At 68.1% G+C, this 16121-nt stretch carries 16 protein-coding genes; 15 read left to right on the top strand and 1 reads right to left on the bottom strand.

What is annotated here, in order from left to right:
- Positions 1–227 precede the first annotated feature (227 nt).
- The gene (locus ACYVGS_RS00420) at positions 228–674 is read left to right on the top strand and encodes a flavodoxin (RefSeq protein ID WP_460586650.1); all 447 of its coding nucleotides are present in this window, start codon (positions 228–230) and stop codon (positions 672–674) included.
- Between the two features lie 48 nt (positions 675–722).
- Positions 723–1226 (top strand): PaaI family thioesterase, encoded by a 504-nt coding sequence (locus ACYVGS_RS00415; RefSeq protein WP_460586649.1) that lies wholly within the window; start codon positions 723–725, stop codon positions 1224–1226.
- On the opposite strand, the gene ACYVGS_RS00410 is transcribed toward ACYVGS_RS00415, so the two are convergent.
- A complete protein-coding gene (locus ACYVGS_RS00410) occupies positions 1204–2103 on the bottom strand; it encodes a LysR family transcriptional regulator (RefSeq protein ID WP_460587573.1) in 900 nt (299 codons plus the stop codon). The two genes, ACYVGS_RS00415 and ACYVGS_RS00410, sit on opposite strands and share 23 nt — an antisense overlap.
- Before the next feature lie 107 nt (positions 2104–2210).
- Between ACYVGS_RS00410 and leuC the strand changes: the two genes are divergently transcribed.
- The 13 genes from leuC to ACYVGS_RS00345 all read left to right on the top strand — a co-directional run bounded on the left by leuC (position 2211) and on the right by ACYVGS_RS00345 (position 16103).
- Complete coding sequence (gene leuC / locus ACYVGS_RS00405; protein ID WP_460586648.1) at positions 2211–3644, top strand: 3-isopropylmalate dehydratase large subunit; 1434 nt, start codon at positions 2211–2213, stop codon at positions 3642–3644.
- Positions 3641–4297: a 3-isopropylmalate dehydratase small subunit gene (gene leuD / locus ACYVGS_RS00400; protein WP_460586647.1), complete on the top strand. Its 657-nt coding sequence runs from the start codon at positions 3641–3643 to the stop codon at positions 4295–4297. Before leuC ends, leuD begins: the two co-directional genes overlap by 4 nt.
- Positions 4298–4300: 3 nt before the next feature.
- Positions 4301–5380, top strand: a complete 1080-nt coding sequence (leuB, locus tag ACYVGS_RS00395; RefSeq protein ID WP_460586646.1) for a 3-isopropylmalate dehydrogenase — start codon at positions 4301–4303, stop codon at positions 5378–5380.
- A gap of 36 nt (positions 5381–5416) precedes the next feature.
- The gene (locus tag ACYVGS_RS00390) at positions 5417–6442 is read left to right on the top strand and encodes an aspartate-semialdehyde dehydrogenase (protein WP_460586645.1); all 1026 of its coding nucleotides are present in this window, start codon (positions 5417–5419) and stop codon (positions 6440–6442) included.
- A gap of 140 nt (positions 6443–6582) precedes the next feature.
- Complete coding sequence (locus ACYVGS_RS00385) at positions 6583–9015, top strand: FimV/HubP family polar landmark protein (protein WP_460586644.1); 2433 nt, start codon at positions 6583–6585, stop codon at positions 9013–9015.
- Positions 9008–9847: a tRNA pseudouridine synthase A gene (gene truA / locus ACYVGS_RS00380; protein WP_460586643.1), complete on the top strand. Its 840-nt coding sequence runs from the start codon at positions 9008–9010 to the stop codon at positions 9845–9847. The genes ACYVGS_RS00385 and truA overlap by 8 nt, the downstream gene beginning before the upstream one ends.
- Positions 9848–9933: 86 nt before the next feature.
- Complete coding sequence (locus ACYVGS_RS00375) at positions 9934–10578, top strand: phosphoribosylanthranilate isomerase (RefSeq protein WP_460586642.1); 645 nt, start codon at positions 9934–9936, stop codon at positions 10576–10578.
- A 2-nt stretch (positions 10579–10580) separates the two neighbouring features.
- The gene (gene trpB / locus ACYVGS_RS00370) at positions 10581–11795 is read left to right on the top strand and encodes a tryptophan synthase subunit beta (protein ID WP_460587572.1); all 1215 of its coding nucleotides are present in this window, start codon (positions 10581–10583) and stop codon (positions 11793–11795) included.
- A gap of 9 nt (positions 11796–11804) precedes the next feature.
- A complete protein-coding gene (gene trpA / locus ACYVGS_RS00365) occupies positions 11805–12635 on the top strand; it encodes a tryptophan synthase subunit alpha (protein ID WP_460586641.1) in 831 nt (276 codons plus the stop codon).
- Between the two features lie 47 nt (positions 12636–12682).
- Positions 12683–13639, top strand: coding sequence for an acetyl-CoA carboxylase carboxyltransferase subunit beta (gene accD, locus ACYVGS_RS00360; protein ID WP_460586640.1), 957 nt, complete (start codon positions 12683–12685; stop codon positions 13637–13639).
- Positions 13632–14918: a bifunctional folylpolyglutamate synthase/dihydrofolate synthase gene (locus ACYVGS_RS00355; RefSeq protein WP_460586639.1), complete on the top strand. Its 1287-nt coding sequence runs from the start codon at positions 13632–13634 to the stop codon at positions 14916–14918. The genes accD and ACYVGS_RS00355 overlap by 8 nt, the downstream gene beginning before the upstream one ends.
- A complete protein-coding gene (locus ACYVGS_RS00350; RefSeq protein ID WP_460586638.1) occupies positions 14915–15568 on the top strand; it encodes an SPOR domain-containing protein in 654 nt (217 codons plus the stop codon). The genes ACYVGS_RS00355 and ACYVGS_RS00350 overlap by 4 nt, the downstream gene beginning before the upstream one ends.
- 13 nt (positions 15569–15581) lie before the next feature.
- Positions 15582–16103: a CvpA family protein gene (locus tag ACYVGS_RS00345; RefSeq protein ID WP_460586637.1), complete on the top strand. Its 522-nt coding sequence runs from the start codon at positions 15582–15584 to the stop codon at positions 16101–16103.
- Positions 16104–16121: the final 18 nt, after the last annotated feature.

Genomic DNA, 16121 nt, shown 5'->3' with positions numbered 1-16121 from the left:
CGCCAACTTGTCCACAATGCGGCGGGGGTGGCAAAGCGGGTCCATGGCCTGTTCCACGCGTAATGCAGTGGCTTAGAAATTTTACCCAAGCTATTAATAAATAGAATTTTTATGGACTTAATGTTCTGCGTGAAACTCGCCGATGGGCCGTGGATAAGTACAGCTTGCCCAGAGGCTGCCCCCAGAGTTGTCCACAGCGGGCGCCACGCTGACCCAAGGAGGCCGATGTGCTGATTGTGTACTACAGCCAGAGCGGCGCCAGCGCGGCGCTGGCGCGCGCGGCCTGGCAGGGCGCGCTGGCTGCCGATGCCGGCGAGGTCAGCGTGCTCCGCAGCTGGGACGCCGGCAGCCGCGAGCTGCTGGCGGCCCGCGGGCTGCTGCTGGTGGGCGCGGAGAATGCGGGCAGCCTGAGCGGCGGGCTGAAGGATTTTCTCGATCGCACCTTCTACCCGGTCTCGGCGCGGGAGCACGTAATTCCCTACGCCATGGTGATCAGTGCCGGCAACGATGGGCGCAACGCGCGGCGCCTGGCCGAGACCATGCTCTCGGGTTACCCTCTGACCCGGGCCACGGACACGCTGATCGTGCGCGGCGAGCCCGATGCGACGTCCCTGCAGCGGGCCCGGGAGCTGGGCGAGGCCTTTGCCACCGGCCTGGCGATGGGGATTTTCTGAATCAGGCAAGGGCTGCGGGTTGACCGGCGGTCCCGTGTAGGAGTCGCCATGGCGGCAGACGAACAACAGCAGGCGGGCGCGGGGCGCGATGCGGTCCCCGCGGGCTTCCAGCGCGTGCCGACAGGCCTCGGGTTTACCGATGTGCTGCAACCCCTGTATCGCTCCCTGGAGGGAGACCGGGTACGCTTCGGCCTGCGTGTCATCGAGGCCCACGCCAACATCATGGGCATCTGCCACGGCGGGGTGCTGGCCACCCTGGCCGATATCACGGCCGCCACCGGGGTCAACCACGCCCGCGGCGAGCGCGCTGGCAACCCCACCATCAGTTTGTCGCTGGACTTCATCGGCGCCGGCCGCCTCGGCGACTGGCTCGAGGCGACGGTGATGCAGGTTGACGTCAAACGCCGCTTTGGCTTTTGCAGCGGGCTGATCGAGGGTTCCAGCGGCGTCGTGGCGCGCTTCAATGGCACGATCTATCTGCCCGATCACGCCGGCATCTGGAAGCGGGAGCGTCCGGCGGCGGATCTGCTCAGCGATCCGCCGGGGGAGTAGGCGGCGCCTGTGCGCCATCCTCCAGGGTGGCCAGAAAGGCCTGGGCAGCCCGGGACAGGCTTCGCCCGCGGTGGTAGATCGTCCCCAGGCTGCGGGCCATGGTCACGCCCTCCACCTCCAGGCTGCGCAGGGAATCATCCAGCATGCTTGCCGGCAGTACCGTCCAGCCCAGGCCCACCGAGGCCATCATGCGCAGGGTTTCCAGGTAATTGGTGGCCATGGAGACCTGCAGTGCCAGGTGGTGCTGGCGGAACAGGCCCTTGACGATCTGCCCGGTGTAGGTGCCGAGCCCCGGCAGTACCGCGGGGAAGTCGGCCAGTGCCGCCAGGGTCAGCTGGGGCGCGCTGGAGAGGGGGTGGTCCGGGGCGACCATGAAACACAGGGGGTCGTGCCAGACCGGTCGCGCAATCACGCTGCCATCCCCCCCGGGCGCCAGGGTGACCACGGCCAGTTCCACCTTGCCCTGCTGAATCAATTCGTAGGCGTGCTCCGAGTCGAGGAAGTCGATATCGATCTGCACCTCGGGATAGTGCCGGCTGAAGCGACTGAGTACCGGCGGCAGTCGGTGCAGGCCGATATGGTGGCTGGTGGCCAGACGCAGTTCCCCGGCTACGCCACCGGAGAGGTCGCGCACGGCCTGGGTCGCCTGATCCAGCTGTTGCACGATCCGCCGCGCATGGGGCAGCAGGGCGCTGCCCGCCTCGGTCAGGCTGACATGCCGGCCGATGCGGTCGAACAGGCTGCACTGCAGCTGCTGCTCCAGCAGCGCGATGCGCTTGCTGACGGCGGGCTGGGTCAGGTGCAGGCGCTCCGCCGCGAGGGAAAAGGAGCCCTGTTCCGCCACCAGTAGGAAGGTCTGAAGGTTCTGGGTATCCAGCTTTAGATTCCCCCAAGGAATGCATCGAATAAAAATAATAAATTTGAGTTATCCTTGGGTCAAGCGGTAAACTGCAGCTGTTTTCCCGCACACGAGGACACCGGCGCATGGCCGCACTGACCCTGTATGACAAGCTCTGGCGCAACCATCTGGTGGAGCAGCGCGACGACGGCTCCGCGCTGGTCTACATCGATCGCCACCTGATCCACGAGGTGACCTCGCCCCAGGCCTTCGAGGGCCTGCGCCTGGCCGGCCGCCAGCCCTGGCGCCGCGACGCCAACCTGGCAGTCCCCGACCACAATGTGCCCACCGAGAGCGCCGAGCGCGCCGGCGGCGTGGCCGGGATTCTCGACCCGATTTCCCGTCTGCAGGTGCAGACCCTGGACGACAACTGCCTGGCCTTCGACATCACCGAGATCCAGATCAATGACCGGCGCCAGGGGATTGTGCATGTCGTGGGCCCGGAGCAGGGGGCCACGCTGCCCGGCATGACCGTGGTCTGCGGCGACTCCCACACTTCGACCCACGGCGCTTTCGGCGCCCTGGCCCACGGCATCGGCACCTCCGAGGTGGAGCATGTGCTGGCCACCCAGTGCCTGGTCCAGAAGAAGATGAAGAACATGCTGGTGCGGGTCGACGGCCAGCTGCAGCCGGGGGTGACCGCCAAGGACGTGGCCCTGGCCATCATCGGCGAGATCGGCACCGCCGGCGGCACCGGCTATGCCATCGAGTTTGGCGGCGACGTGGTGCGCGACATGAGCATGGAAGGGCGCATGACCCTGTGCAACATGTCCATCGAGGCCGGCGCGCGCATGGGCATGGTGGCGGTGGACCAGGCCACCATCGACTACGTGAAGGACCGTCCGGGCGCCCCCCGGGGCGAACTGTGGGACGCCGCGGTCAGTGCCTGGGCTGACCTGCACAGTGACCCCGACGCGGTCTTTGACCGCGAGGTGGTGCTGCGCGGGGCAGACATTCAGCCCCAGGTGACCTGGGGTACCTCGCCGGAAATGGTGTTGCCGATCGACGGCGTGCTCCCCGACCCGGAAAGCCAGGACACTGCCTCGCGCCGTGCCGCGGTGCAGCGCGCACTGGAATACATGGGCCTGACACCGGGGATGCGCATCCGCGACATTCGGCCCGACCGCGTGTTCATTGGCTCCTGCACCAACTCCCGTATCGAGGACCTGCGCGCCGCCGCCGAGGTGGTGCGCGGCCGCAAGGTGGCGGCGTCGGTCAAGCAGGCCCTGGTGGTGCCGGGCTCCGGGCTGGTCAAGGCCCAGGCCGAGGCCGAGGGCCTGGACCGCATCTTTATCGAGGCCGGCATGGAGTGGCGGGAGCCGGGCTGCTCCATGTGCCTGGCGATGAACGCCGACAAACTGGGGGCCGGGGAGCACTGCGCCTCCACCTCCAACCGCAATTTCGAGGGCCGCCAGGGCATGGGGGGGCGCACCCACCTGGTCAGCCCGGCCATGGCTGCCGCCGCAGCCGTCGCCGGTCACTTCGTCGACGTGCGCCGCCTGGAGGAGGAGCTGGCATGAAAGCATTCACCGTACTCGACGGCCTGGCGGCGCCCATGGACCGGGCCAACGTCGACACCGACCTGATCATTCCCAAGCAGTTCCTGAAATCGATCAAGCGCAGCGGCTTCGGCCCCAACTTGTTCGACGAGCTGCGCTACCTGGATGAAGGGCAGCCGGGGCAGGATTGCAGCCAGCGTCCGCTGAACCCGGATTTCCCCCTGAACCAGGACCGCTATCGCGGCGCCAGCGTGCTGCTGGCCCGGGAGAACTTCGGCTGCGGCTCCAGCCGCGAGCACGCGCCCTGGGCGCTGGAGGACTACGGCTTCCGCTGCATCATTGCGCCGAGCTTCGCCGACATTTTCTACAACAACTGCTTCAAGAACGGCATCCTGCCGGTGGTACTGAGCGAGGCGGCGGTGGAGCAGCTGTTCCGCGAACTGTATGCGACCGAGGGTTACCAGCTGCAGGTGGACCTGCCGGCACAGACGGTGACCACGCCCGCCGGCGAGGCCTTTACCTTCGAGGTGGACGCCTTCCGCAAGCACTGCCTGCTCAACGGGCTGGACGACATCGGCGTGACCCTGGAGAGTGCGGAGACCATCCGCAGCTTCGAGGCGCGCTGGCAACAACAGGCGCCCTGGCTGTTCGGCGCCGGCAACAGAGGACACTGACACGTGGCTAGACGGATACTGGTATTGCCCGGGGACTACATCGGTCCGGAAATCATGGCCGAGGCGGTCAAGGTGCTGGAGGCGGTGAACGATCGCTTCGACCTCGGGCTGAGCCTGGAACAGGGCCTACTCGGCGGCGCCGCCATTGACGCCGAGGGCACCCCGCTGCCGGAGGCGACCCTGGCGGCGGCCCGCGCGGCGGACGCCATCCTGCTCGGCGCCGTGGGCGGCCCCAAGTGGGACACGGTCGAACGCCACTTGCGCCCCGAGCGCGGCCTGCTGGGTCTGCGCAAGGAACTCGAGCTGTTCGGCAACCTGCGCCCCGCGCTACTCTACCCGCAGCTGGCCGAGGCCTCCTCGCTCAAGGCGGAGCTGGTCGCGGGCCTGGATATCCTGATCGTCCGCGAGCTGACCGGCGGTATCTATTTCGGCGAGCCCCGGGGAATCCGCACCCTGGAGAACGGCGAGCGCGAGGGTTTCAACACCTATGTGTACCGCGAGTCGGAAATCCGCCGCATCGGCCACCTGGCCTTCCGCCTGGCGCAACAGCGCGGCGGTCGGCTATGCTCGGTAGACAAGAGCAATGTCCTCGAGGTCACGGTGCTGTGGCGGGAGATCATGGAGGAGCTGGGCAAGGAGTACCCGGACGTCGAGCTCAGCCACATGTACGTGGACAACGCCGCGATGCAGCTGGTGCGCGCACCCAAGCAGTTCGACGTGCTGGTCACCGGCAACATGTTCGGTGACATCCTCTCCGACGCCGCGGCCATGCTCACCGGGTCCATCGGCATGCTGCCCTCGGCCTCGCTGGACAAGGACGGCCGCGGCATGTACGAACCCTGCCACGGCTCGGCGCCGGACATCGCGGGGCAGGGCATCGCCAACCCGCTGGCCACCATTCTCTCGGTGGCGATGATGCTGCGCTACAGCCTGGCGGAACCCGCCGCGGCGGAGGCCATCGAGCAGGCAGTCAGCCGTGTACTCGACCAGGGCCTGCGCACGGCGGATATCGCCACCGCGGATCAGCAGGCGGTGTCCACCGCCGAGATGGGCGCCGCGGTACTCGCCGCCCTGGACGCCTGAGCCAGCCCCAGTATTCAACGCAAACAGGAGACTACTATGAGCAAGCTTTATGATGTCGCCGTCGTCGGTGCCACCGGTGCCGTGGGCGAAACCATGCTCGCCATCCTCGAGGAGCGCAATTTCCCGGTCGGCAACATTTACCCCCTGGCCAGCGCCCGCTCCGCCGGCAAGACCATCACCTTTCGCGGCAAGCAGGTGACCATCCAGGATCTGGCGGATTTTGACTTCAGTCAGGTACAGATCGGCCTGTTCTCCGCCGGCGGCAGCATTTCCGAGGAGTTCGCGCCCAAGGCCGCCGCGGCCGGTTGCGTGGTGATCGACAACACCTCCCAGTTCCGCCGCGAGGCCGATATTCCTCTGGTGGTACCCGAGGTCAACCCGGACGCCATCGCCGGCTACACCACGCGCAATATCATCGCCAACCCCAACTGCTCCACCATCGGCATGCTGGTGGCGCTGAAGCCGCTGCACGACGCCGCCCACATCGAACGCATCAACGTGGCCACCTACCAGGCGGTGTCCGGCACCGGCAAGGAAGCCATCGAGGAGCTGGCGGGGCAGACCGCGCGCCTGCTCAACGGCCAGGAAATCAGCTGTGAAGTCTATCCCAAGCAGATCGCCTTCAACGCCCTGCCGCACATCGACACCTTCCAGGACAACGGTTACACCCGGGAAGAGATGAAGATGGTCTGGGAAACCCAGAAAATCCTCGGCGACGAGTCGATCTTGGTCAACCCCACCTGCGTGCGCGTGCCGGTGTTCTACGGGCACTCCGAGGCAGTGCACATCGAGACCCGCGAGAAGCTGAGCGCCGAAAAAGCCCGCGAGCTGCTCGCCGGGGCCCCCGGCGTGGTCGTGATGGACGAGCGCAAGGACGGTGGCTATCCCACCGCGGTGACCGAGTCGGCGGGCAAGGATCCGGTCTTCGTCGGGCGCATCCGCGAGGACATCTCCCACCCCCGCGGCCTCGACCTGTGGGTGGTCTCCGACAACGTGCGCAAGGGCGCGGCCCTTAACAGCGTGCAAATTGCCGAGGTGCTGATTGCCCGTTATCTTGATTAAGCCACGGGCTTAAAACATACTTGCTGTGGTATGGTCGTCCCGGGGACTGCTGAAGTTTCCGGGGCAACAGTCCGTCGGACTGGAGCAGTCAGCACGACGGGCAGGGGGAGCCAGCTTGAGGACGATAACAAGGCGGGGTTATGGCGCGTAAACGGACTTTGGCAGCAGCCCTGGCCACAGTGGGTTACCTGCAGGTGGCACCGGCCTGGTCGCTCGGCCTGGGTGAGATCACCCTGCATTCCTTTCTCAACGAGCCATTGCGGGCCAGTGTCAACCTGATCAACGCCGGCAACCTGCACGAAGACCAGATCCGGGTGCGTCTGGCGACCAGCGAGGATTTTGATCGCCTGGGCGTGGAGCGCGCCTACTTCCTGACCAGCATCAAGTTCGAAGTCCGCCTCGACGAGCAGGGCAACAGCGAGATCCTGCTGACCTCGGAAGACCCGGTCCTCGAACCCTACCTGGACTTCATTCTCGAGGCGCGCTGGCCCGCCGGCCGTCTGCTGCGCAACTACACCGTGCTGGTGGATCCGCCGGCCCAGCTGCCGGGCTCGCGGACGGTGTCCGCCCGCGAACAGCTCAAGGAGGAGGAGCCCGCCGCCCCGGCTTCTGCTTCCACCGCCGTGCCCGAACCCGCTCCCGCCGTGACCCGCGGCGACCGGGTGGATGTGCGGGAGTCGGGACTGGCGCCGGGTGAAATGCCCCGGCGCCCCTACAGCGCCGGTACCGCGGACGCCCCCCAGCCCGGGGCGCGCTACATGATTCGCCGCGATGAAACCCTGTGGACCATCGCCCAGCGGGCGCGGCCCGAGGGCGCCTCGGTGCAACAGACCATGCTGGAAATCCAGCGGCTGAACCCCGAGGCCTTTATCGACGGCAACATCAACCGGATCAAGGCCGGTTACATCATCTACCTGCCCGAGCGCGACGACATGAGTCGCGCCGACGTCGAGGCCATCCGCGAACAGATCCGTCAGCAGAACGCCGACTGGCGCGCTGGCCGGGCCTCGGATCCCGAGGCCTCGCGTGCCGCCCTGCGCCTGGCCTCCGGTGACGATGGCGCGGCCACCCAGCCCCCCGCCGAACCGGCGTCGGCGGCCGTGCCCGCGGGACAGGCCAGCGACGGGCGCGATCCCGCGCGCGAAGAGGCGCCTGGTGCACCTGCAACCGCCGCCAGTGCAGCGGCGGAGGAGGCTGCCGCAGGCGCGCCGCCGCAACAGGAGGCGCAGCTGGCCCGTGCCGAGCAGGAACGGGATGCCCTGGCGTCCCAGTTGAACAGTCTCGGTGAGCGGCTGGCTTCCCTCGAACGCATGGTCACCCTGCGCGACGCCCAGATTGCCGAGCTACAGGCGGCCCTGGCCGAGGCCCAGGCCCGGCCCGCCACCGACACCGACACCCAGGTGGTCACTCCCCAGCAGCAGCCTGTGGTAGAGGAGGCGGAAGAGGGCAGTCGCCTCTGGTGGTATGGCCTCGGTGCCGCGGCGATTGCCGCGCTACTGGGCTTGCTGGCCTGGCGCCGCCGGGAAGCGGATGAGGACAAGGCCGACACTGCCACTGCCTCCGGGGGCCTCCGGGCCGCCGCCGGGCAGGGTGCGTCCAGCTCCGACGCCTTTGCCGGTGTCGAGCTGCGCGACCAGGACGTGGAACTCGACCTGGACGAGGAAATGGCCGCGGCAGCACCTGTCGTCGCCCCCGGTAAGCCCACCGCCGGCCCCCAGCGCGGCTACGGCGAGCGCAAGCACGATCAATACGCGGCCGATGTCGAGGCCAGCGATGCACTGGCAGAAGCGGATATCTATGTCGCCTACGGTCGCTTTCCCCAGGCGATGGAGCTGCTGCGCAAGGCCATCAGCGCCGACCCCGACAACGCCGCCTTCCGCCTGCGCCTGCTGGAGCTGGCGGTGGAAACCGGCAACCGGGCGGAGGCCGAGGAGCAGCTCGAGGCCCTGCGTGGAATCGGTGACGGTGGCAGCATCGAAGCGGCGGAAAACCTCATGCTCGGTGGCGCGGTCTTTGACCACCGGGGTGTCGCAGCCGGGGCAGAGCCAGCGGAAGCCGCCGAAGCGGACGACCTGGCCGCCGACCTCGCGGCTGTCTACGGCGCCGCGGAGGACGCCGGGCCGGGCGCGGGTGCGACGGGAGGCGAGCAGGCCTTTGCACGGTCGCCAGCGGCCGATTCCCACTTCCAGGGCAACCTGAGCGAGTACGGCAGCGGCGAGGACCCGGTCGAGGATCTGAGCGAGGAACTGCCCGATCTGTCCCCGCCCGGGGACGGCCTGGATGAGCAGGTCCCGGCAGTCGGTGACGACGAACCCGAATTCCTCGGGCTGGAGATCGAAGAGGGCGACGAGGAGCTGGACCTGACCCGGGACAGCGGTCCCGCCACCAGCGACGAGGACGACTTTGTTTTCGCCGACGACGGTGATCCCATCGCCACCAAGCTGGACCTGGCGCGCGCCTACATCGACATGGGTGACGAGGAGGGGGCCCGGGAAATCCTCGAGGAAGTTCTCCAGGTCGGCAGTGCGGAGCAGCAGCAGGACGCCCGGACGCTGCTGGACCGGCTTGGCTGATCTCCAGGCCTTCCCCCAGTTCTCCCCAGACCCTCTTCCCGCCGGCACCCGACTGGCCTGTCGCGTGGAGTACCACGGCGGGGCCTTCCGGGGCTGGCAGGCCCAGGGGGAGGGGCGTACTGTCCAGCAGACCCTGGAAGCGGCACTGACGCGGGTAGCGGATGCACCCGTGCGCGTGCACTGCGCCGGGCGCACCGATGCCGGGGTCCACGGGCATGCCCAGATCGTGCATTTCGATGCGCCCAGCGCGCGCAGCCCCAAGGCCTGGGTCATGGGGGGCAACAGCGCGCTGCCCGACGACCTGAGGCTGCACTGGGCGCAGCCGGTCGCGGGGGACTTTCACGCGCGTTTTTCCGCCACCGCCCGCCGCTACCGTTACCTTATTCTCAACAGCAGCGTACACGCGGCGGCCCTGACCGGTCGGGTCACCTGGCAGCGCCATCCACTGGACGCCGCGCGCATGCACGCTGCCGCCCAGTACCTGCCGGGGGAGCGTGACTTCAGTGCCTTCCGGGCCGCGGCCTGCCAGTCGAATACGCCCTTCCGCTGCGTGCACGAGGTCAGCGTCTGGCGCCGCGGCGCGCTGCTGTGCATCGACATTCGCGCCAATGCCTTCCTCCACCACATGGTGCGCAACATCGCCGGCAGCCTGATGCTGGTCGGACGCGGCATCCGGGAGCCGCACTGGATCGCCGAGCTGCTCGCCGCCGGCGATCGCACCCGCGCCGCCGACACCGCGCCGCCGGACGGGCTCTACCTGGTGGATGTCGACTACCCCGCGGGCTTCGGCCTGCCGGCAAGCCCGCCCGGGCCGGTCTGGCTGGGGGACTAATGGGAGCGGGATGCGCGGCACCGGGAGACAGTCGGCCGGCGCCTCTGGTATCATGCCGCTTTTAGCGCTTGTGTCCTCCTTCCACCGTGCAGCGAACCCTGATCAAGATCTGCGGCATCACCTCGGTGCGCGACGCCCGGGTGGCGGCCGACGCCGGGGCTGACGCCATTGGCCTGGTATTCTACCCGCCGTCACCGCGTGCGGTGAGCCTCCAGCAGGCCCGGGACATCGTCGCCAGCCTGCCGCCTTTTGTCACGGTTGTGGCCCTGTTTGTTGACGCCAGCGAAGACGCGATTGATGGCATTCTGCGCGCCGTGCCGATAGATTGGCTGCAGTTCCACGGCGAAGAGTCACCGGACTTCTGCGCCGCCTTCCAGCGGCCCTGGATGAAGGCCCTGCGGGTGGCGCCCGGCCTGGACCTGTCCGCCGCGGCTGGCAGCTACGCCGGTGCCAGGGCGCTATTGCTCGACAGCTACCGGCCCGGGGTGCCCGGGGGAACCGGCGAGCGCTTCGACTGGTCGCGCGTTCCGGCGCAGCTGCCGCGCCCCCTGGTGCTTGCCGGGGGCCTGGATGCCGACAACGTCGCCTCGGCGATCGCGCAGGTCCGACCGGCCGCCGTGGACGTAAGTGGTGGGGTAGAGGCCCGCAAGGGCGTCAAGGATCCCGCCAGGATTCAGCAATTCATCGCCGCGGTGCGTGCCGCGGATGCCAGCCAGGGACAGCAGCAATGACTATGCAAACCAGCAGTAAGCCCTACGCATCAGTGCCCGACGCCCAGGGGCGTTTCGGCGTCTACGGCGGCCGCTTTGTCGCCGAGACCCTCATGTCCGCCCTGGACGAACTGGAGACACTCTATCGCCGGCTCGCCGCCGATCCCGAGTTCCAGCGCGAACTGGATCGCGACCTGGCGCACTACGTCGGCCGCCCGTCGCCGCTGTATGAAGCCGAGCGCTGGTCCGACCGCATCGGGGGCGCGCGCATCTGGCTCAAGCGGGAAGACCTCAATCACACCGGCGCCCACAAGGTGAACAACACCGTGGGCCAGGCGCTGCTGGCCAAGCACATGGGCAAGCGGCGGGTGATCGCCGAAACCGGCGCCGGCCAGCACGGCGTGGCGACGGCGACCATCGCCGCCCGCCTGGGCCTGGAGTGCCATGTCTTCATGGGCGAGGAAGATGTCCGCCGCCAGGCGCTCAACGTCTACCGCATGAAACTGCTGGGGGCCACCGTGGTACCGGTGACCTCCGGCTCGCGCACCCTCAAGGATGCGATGAATGAGGCGATGCGCGACTGGGTCACCAATGTCGACGACACCTTCTACATCATCGGCACCGTTGCCGGCCCCCACCCCTATCCCATGCTGGTGCGGGACTTCCAGTGCGTGATTGGACGCGAGGCCAGGGCCCAGAGCCTGGAACTGACCGGTCGCCTGCCCGATGCCCTGGTAGCCTGCGTGGGTGGTGGCTCCAACGCCATCGGCCTGTTCCACCCCTTCCTCGAGGACGAGGGGGTCGCCATGTACGGCGTGGAGGCGGGCGGCCACGGTGTCGACACCGGTGAGCACGCCGCGCCCCTGACCGCCGGCACCCCCGGCGTCCTGCACGGCAACCGCACCTACCTGATGCAGGACGAGGACGGCCAGATTCTGCACACCCATTCGGTGTCCGCCGGTCTCGACTATCCCGGCGTGGGCCCCGAGCACGCCTGGCTGAAGGATGTCGGGCGGGTCAACTACGTGACGGTGAACGATGACGAAGCCCTGCGGGCCTTCCACGACCTGACCCGCACGGAAGGCATCATGCCGGCGCTGGAGAGCAGTCACGCCCTGGCCTGGGCGGGGCAGCTGGCGGCGCGCATGAGCCCCGAACAGAACATCGTGGTCAATCTTTCCGGCCGTGGTGACAAGGATATCCACACCGTAGCCAGTATCGACGGAATCGACTTCTAAGGAGCAGCAGTGAGCAGGATTGCGGGACGCTTTGCACAACTCGCCGCCGAGGGGCGCAGGGCACTGATACCCTACATCGTCGCCGGGGACCCGTCGCGGACGGCCACCGTGCCCCTGATGCACGCCCTGGTGGGTGCCGGTGCGGACATCATCGAGCTGGGGGTTCCCTTCTCCGATCCGATGTCGGAGGGGCCGGTGATCCAGCTGGCCCACGAACGGGCGCTGACCCACCATACCCGCCTGCGGGATGTGCTGGCGATGGTGGCGGAATTCCGCCAGCAGGACCCCGACACCCCGGTGCTGCTCATGGGTTATGCCAACCCGGTGGAGCACATGGGTTACGCGGCCTTTGCCGATGCCGCCGCCGAGGCCGGAGTCGACGCCGCGCTCACCGTCGACCTGCCGCCCGAGGAAGTGGCCGACCTCAATCGCGAACTGCGTCGGGTGGAGATGGACAACATCTTCCTGGTGGCGCCGACCACCCCCGAGGCACGCATCCGCGCCATCGTCGAACAGGCCAGTGGCTTTATTTACTATGTCGCCCTCAAGGGCGTCACCGGCGCGGGTCACCTGGATGTCGATGACGTCGCGGAACACCTGGCGCATATCCGCGCCCACACCGAACTGCCACTGGCGGTCGGCTTTGGCATCAAGGACGCCGACTCCGCCGCCCGCATCGGTCAGCTGGCCAATGGCGTCGTGGTGGGCAGTGCCCTGGTAAACCACCTGGCGGCAGCCGTCGCCGATGTCGATGCCGAGGGCCAGGAAGCTGCTTTGCTGGATGCCGCGAGCGGATTGATGGGCTCGATTCGCCGGGGACTGGACAGCATCGCTTCCTAGAGCACCGCTGCGACGTTTATACTACGCCCTCGCAAGCGGGAGATGCCATGAGCTGGATTGACAAGATTCTGCCGTCCGGTGTGCGCAGGGAGGGTGCCAAGCGCTCCAGCGTGCCGGAAGGCCTGTGGAAGAAATGTGTCAAGTGCGAGGCGGTGCTCTACCGTCCCGACCTGGAACGCAACGACGATGTCTGCCCCAAGTGCGACCATCACATGCGCATTGGCGCGCGGCGCCGACTGGACATCTTTCTCGACCGGGATGGTCGCGAGGAAGTCTTCACTGACATCGAGCCGGTGGACCGGCTCAAGTTCAAGGACAAGAAGCGCTATCGCGACCGCCTGTCCCAGGCCCAGAAGGAAACCGGGGAAAAGGACGCACTGATCGCCATGCGCGGCACCCTGGCGGGCCAGCCGCTGGTTTGCGTGGCCTTCGAGTTCGCCTTCCACGGCGGCTCCATGGGCTACGCCGTGGGGGAGAAATTTACCCGCGCCGCCCAGCTGGCACTGCGCGAGCAGATTCCCCTGGTGTGCTTCTCCGCCTCCGGCGGGGCGCGGATGCAGGAGGCCCTGATCTCGCTGATGCAGATGGCCAAGACCAGCGCCGTGCTGGAGCGCCTCAAGCAGGCGGGTGTACCCTATTTTTCCGTACTCACCGACCCGATCTATGGCGGTGTGTCCGCGTCACTGGCCCTGCTGGGCGACGTCAACATCGCCGAGCCGGATGCCCGGGCGGGCTTCGCCGGGCCGAATATCATCGAGCAGACCATCCGCCAGAAGCTGCCCAAGGGCTTCCAGCGCAGCGAGTTTCTGCTCGAACACGGCGCCATCGACATGATCGTGCACCGCAACGACATGCGCGACACGATTGCCCGGCTGCTGGCCAAGTTCGCCGGCACGCCGGTAGTCGAGCGCTCCAAGAGTGACAGCGACAGTGAGGACGATAGCGCCAGCGACGAGGCCGGTGAGGCCGCGGTCGACTACCTGCCCGACGACCGGGATGACTGACGCCTCCCTGGCGGACTGGCTGCGGCACCTGGAGTCGCTACACCCCCGGGAGATCGAACTGGGCCTGGAGCGCGTCGACGCCGTGGCCCGGCGGCTGGAATTGCTGCCGGTCAAGGTGCCGGTGATCACGGTCGCCGGCACCAACGGCAAGGGCTCCGTGGTAGCGGTGGCCGAGGCCGGGCTACTGGCGGCGGGGCGCCGGCCCGGCGTGTATACCTCGCCCCACCTGCAGCGTTTCAACGAGCGTATCCGCATCGCCGGCATCGAGGCGGACGACCGGGGCATTGTCGAAGCCTTCGAGGCGGTGGACGCCGCCCGGGGCGAAATCTCCCTGACCTATTTCGAGTTTGCCACCCTGGCCGCCCTGTGGCTGTTTCGCCGCGCCACGGTCGATGTGCTGGTGCTGGAAGTCGGGCTCGGGGGGCGCCTGGATGCCGTGAATATCGTCGACCCCAGCGTCGCCGTGATCACCCGGGTCGCGCTGGATCACCAGCAGTGGCTGGGGGACACCCGGGAGGCCATTGCCTTGGAAAAGGCCGGCATCCTGCGCCGCGAGGCCTGGGCGGTGCTCGCCGATCCGGAGCCCACCGCCTCCCTGCGCGAGGCGGTCGAAGCGGCCGGCTGTCAGACCCTGTGGCTGGGAGAGGCCCTGGGGGTGGCGGAGTCGCCATCGCAGTGGTCGGGCTGGGTACAGGCTGCCGAGGGGCGGCGGATCGAGTTGCCGGCGCTGCCGCGCGGAGCACTGTTGCCGGTCAACCTCTGCGCGGGCTTGCAGGCACTGGCCTGCCTGGATCTGCTCCCCGCGGCGGAGGACCTGCCCGGGCTGATGGCCACGCTGTCGCCCCCGGGGCGTCGCCAGCGGCGACAGGTGGACGGCCGCGAGTGGCTGCTGGACGTGGCCCACAACCCGGAAGCGGTTGAGAAACTGCGCGAGGAATTGGAGCTAAGCCCCTGCGAGGGAAGAACTATTGCCGTGTTTTCCAGCATGTCTGACAAGGATATTCCGGGCATGATTCGCGCCGCGGGACGGGTCTTCGACGCCTGGTTCCTGGCCGACCAGCCGGAACTTCCCCGGGCCGCCGCCGCCGCCGACATTGCGCGCTTGCTGCACGCGGACGGGCAGGGCATGATCAGCGTCAGCCGGAACCTGCGCCAGGCCCTGTCCCGGGCCCGCAGCCTGCTGGGCCCCGCGGACCGCCTGGTGGTCTTCGGTTCCTTTACCACCGTGGGTGCCGCCCTGGACGCGCTCGATCGACAGGCCCGCAAGGTCAAGGCATGAAGGAAGTGGTCAAACAACGCCTGGTGGGCGCCCTGATTCTGGTGGCGCTGGGGGTCATCTTCTGGCCCATCATCTTCGTCGACCCGGATACCGACATCGACATCGAGACCCTGCAGATGCCGCCGCGCCCGGCGCCCCCCGAGGGTTTCCAGGCATTCCCGGAGGAGGGCGACGAGGCCGCCCCCGGCAGCCGGGACGACGCGGCGCTGCCGGAAGCGGAACCCGCGCCGGGGGAGGCGCTGCCTGCCGAGGATCCCGGGGCGGCGGCTGCGGCTGACGCGGTCGAGCCGGCAGCCGACTCGGAGCGCGACGCCGACGCTGCGGATACGCCAGGCGAGGCCGCCGTACCGACGCCGGGGGAAACACGCGAGGCGCCGATTGCCGAGCCGCAGATGGACGCCCAGGGCCTGCCGGTGGTCTGGACCCTGCAGCTGGTTACCCTGAGCGACGGCATCAAGGCGGAGGCCCTGCGCCAGGACCTGATCGACGACGGCCACAAGGCCTACGTCAAGGCGGTCACTGTGGCGGGCAAGCCCCTCTACCGGGTGCACATCGGCCCCAAGGCAGAGCGTGCCCAGCTGGAGGCGCTGCAGGCTGAGCTGGACGCGCGTCTGGGGGTCAAATCGATGATCCGCCGGTACCTGCCGTGAGCGAGGGGACGGCGTGATCAGCTGGCAGGCATTTACCTGGATGGACTGGGGCTTCGTGGTCATCGTCGCCCTGTCGACCCTGTTTAGCCTGCTGCGAGGCTTCACCCGGGAGGCGCTCTCCCTGCTCGGCTGGGTGGCGGCCTTCGTGCTCGCCAACCTGTTCGCCAGCAGCGTGGCGAGCCACCTCAGCGAGGCCATCAGCAACCTCAGCGCGCGCTATATTGCCGCCTGGCTGCTGGTCTTTGCCGCGACCCTGGTGGCGGCGACCCTGCTGGCCGTGCTGGTGGGGCAGGTGGTCCGCGCGACCGGGCTCGGCGCCCTGGACCGCCTGTTGGGCATGGTCTTCGGTTTCGCCCGCGGCGTGGTGATCGTGCTGGTACTGGTGTTTCTGGCCCGCGAGCTGCTGGCACCGCGGGACCAGCAGTGGCTCTACCAGGCGCAGCTGATGCCGCAGATTGACGCATTGATGAATTGGGCCCTGCAGCTGCTGGGGCGGTGGGACATGCCGCCGCCGGCGCTGACGGGTGATACATGAGCAACAACGAGGACAGCA

The sequence above is a fragment of the Haliea atlantica genome (assembly GCF_054779855.1).
Note: the sequence above shows the minus strand (reverse complement) of the source record. Positions and strands in the feature narration are given on the sequence as shown.

What these genes read in the sequence shown, in the direction of transcription:
- leuC (WP_460586648.1), top strand. Translation starts at nt 2,211, where the DNA reads ATGGCCGCACTGACCCTGTATGACAAGCTCTGGCGCAACCATCTGGTG.
- ACYVGS_RS00385 (WP_460586644.1), top strand. Translation starts at nt 6,583, where the DNA reads ATGGCGCGTAAACGGACTTTGGCAGCAGCCCTGGCCACAGTGGGTTAC.
- trpB (WP_460587572.1), top strand. Translation starts at nt 10,581, where the DNA reads ATGCAAACCAGCAGTAAGCCCTACGCATCAGTGCCCGACGCCCAGGGG.
- leuD (WP_460586647.1), top strand. Translation starts at nt 3,641, where the DNA reads ATGAAAGCATTCACCGTACTCGACGGCCTGGCGGCGCCCATGGACCGG.
- ACYVGS_RS00355 (WP_460586639.1), top strand. Translation starts at nt 13,632, where the DNA reads ATGACTGACGCCTCCCTGGCGGACTGGCTGCGGCACCTGGAGTCGCTA.
- accD (WP_460586640.1), top strand. Translation starts at nt 12,683, where the DNA reads ATGAGCTGGATTGACAAGATTCTGCCGTCCGGTGTGCGCAGGGAGGGT.
- ACYVGS_RS00415 (WP_460586649.1), top strand. Translation starts at nt 723, where the DNA reads ATGGCGGCAGACGAACAACAGCAGGCGGGCGCGGGGCGCGATGCGGTC.
- ACYVGS_RS00390 (WP_460586645.1), top strand. Translation starts at nt 5,417, where the DNA reads ATGAGCAAGCTTTATGATGTCGCCGTCGTCGGTGCCACCGGTGCCGTG.
- ACYVGS_RS00350 (WP_460586638.1), top strand. Translation starts at nt 14,915, where the DNA reads ATGAAGGAAGTGGTCAAACAACGCCTGGTGGGCGCCCTGATTCTGGTG.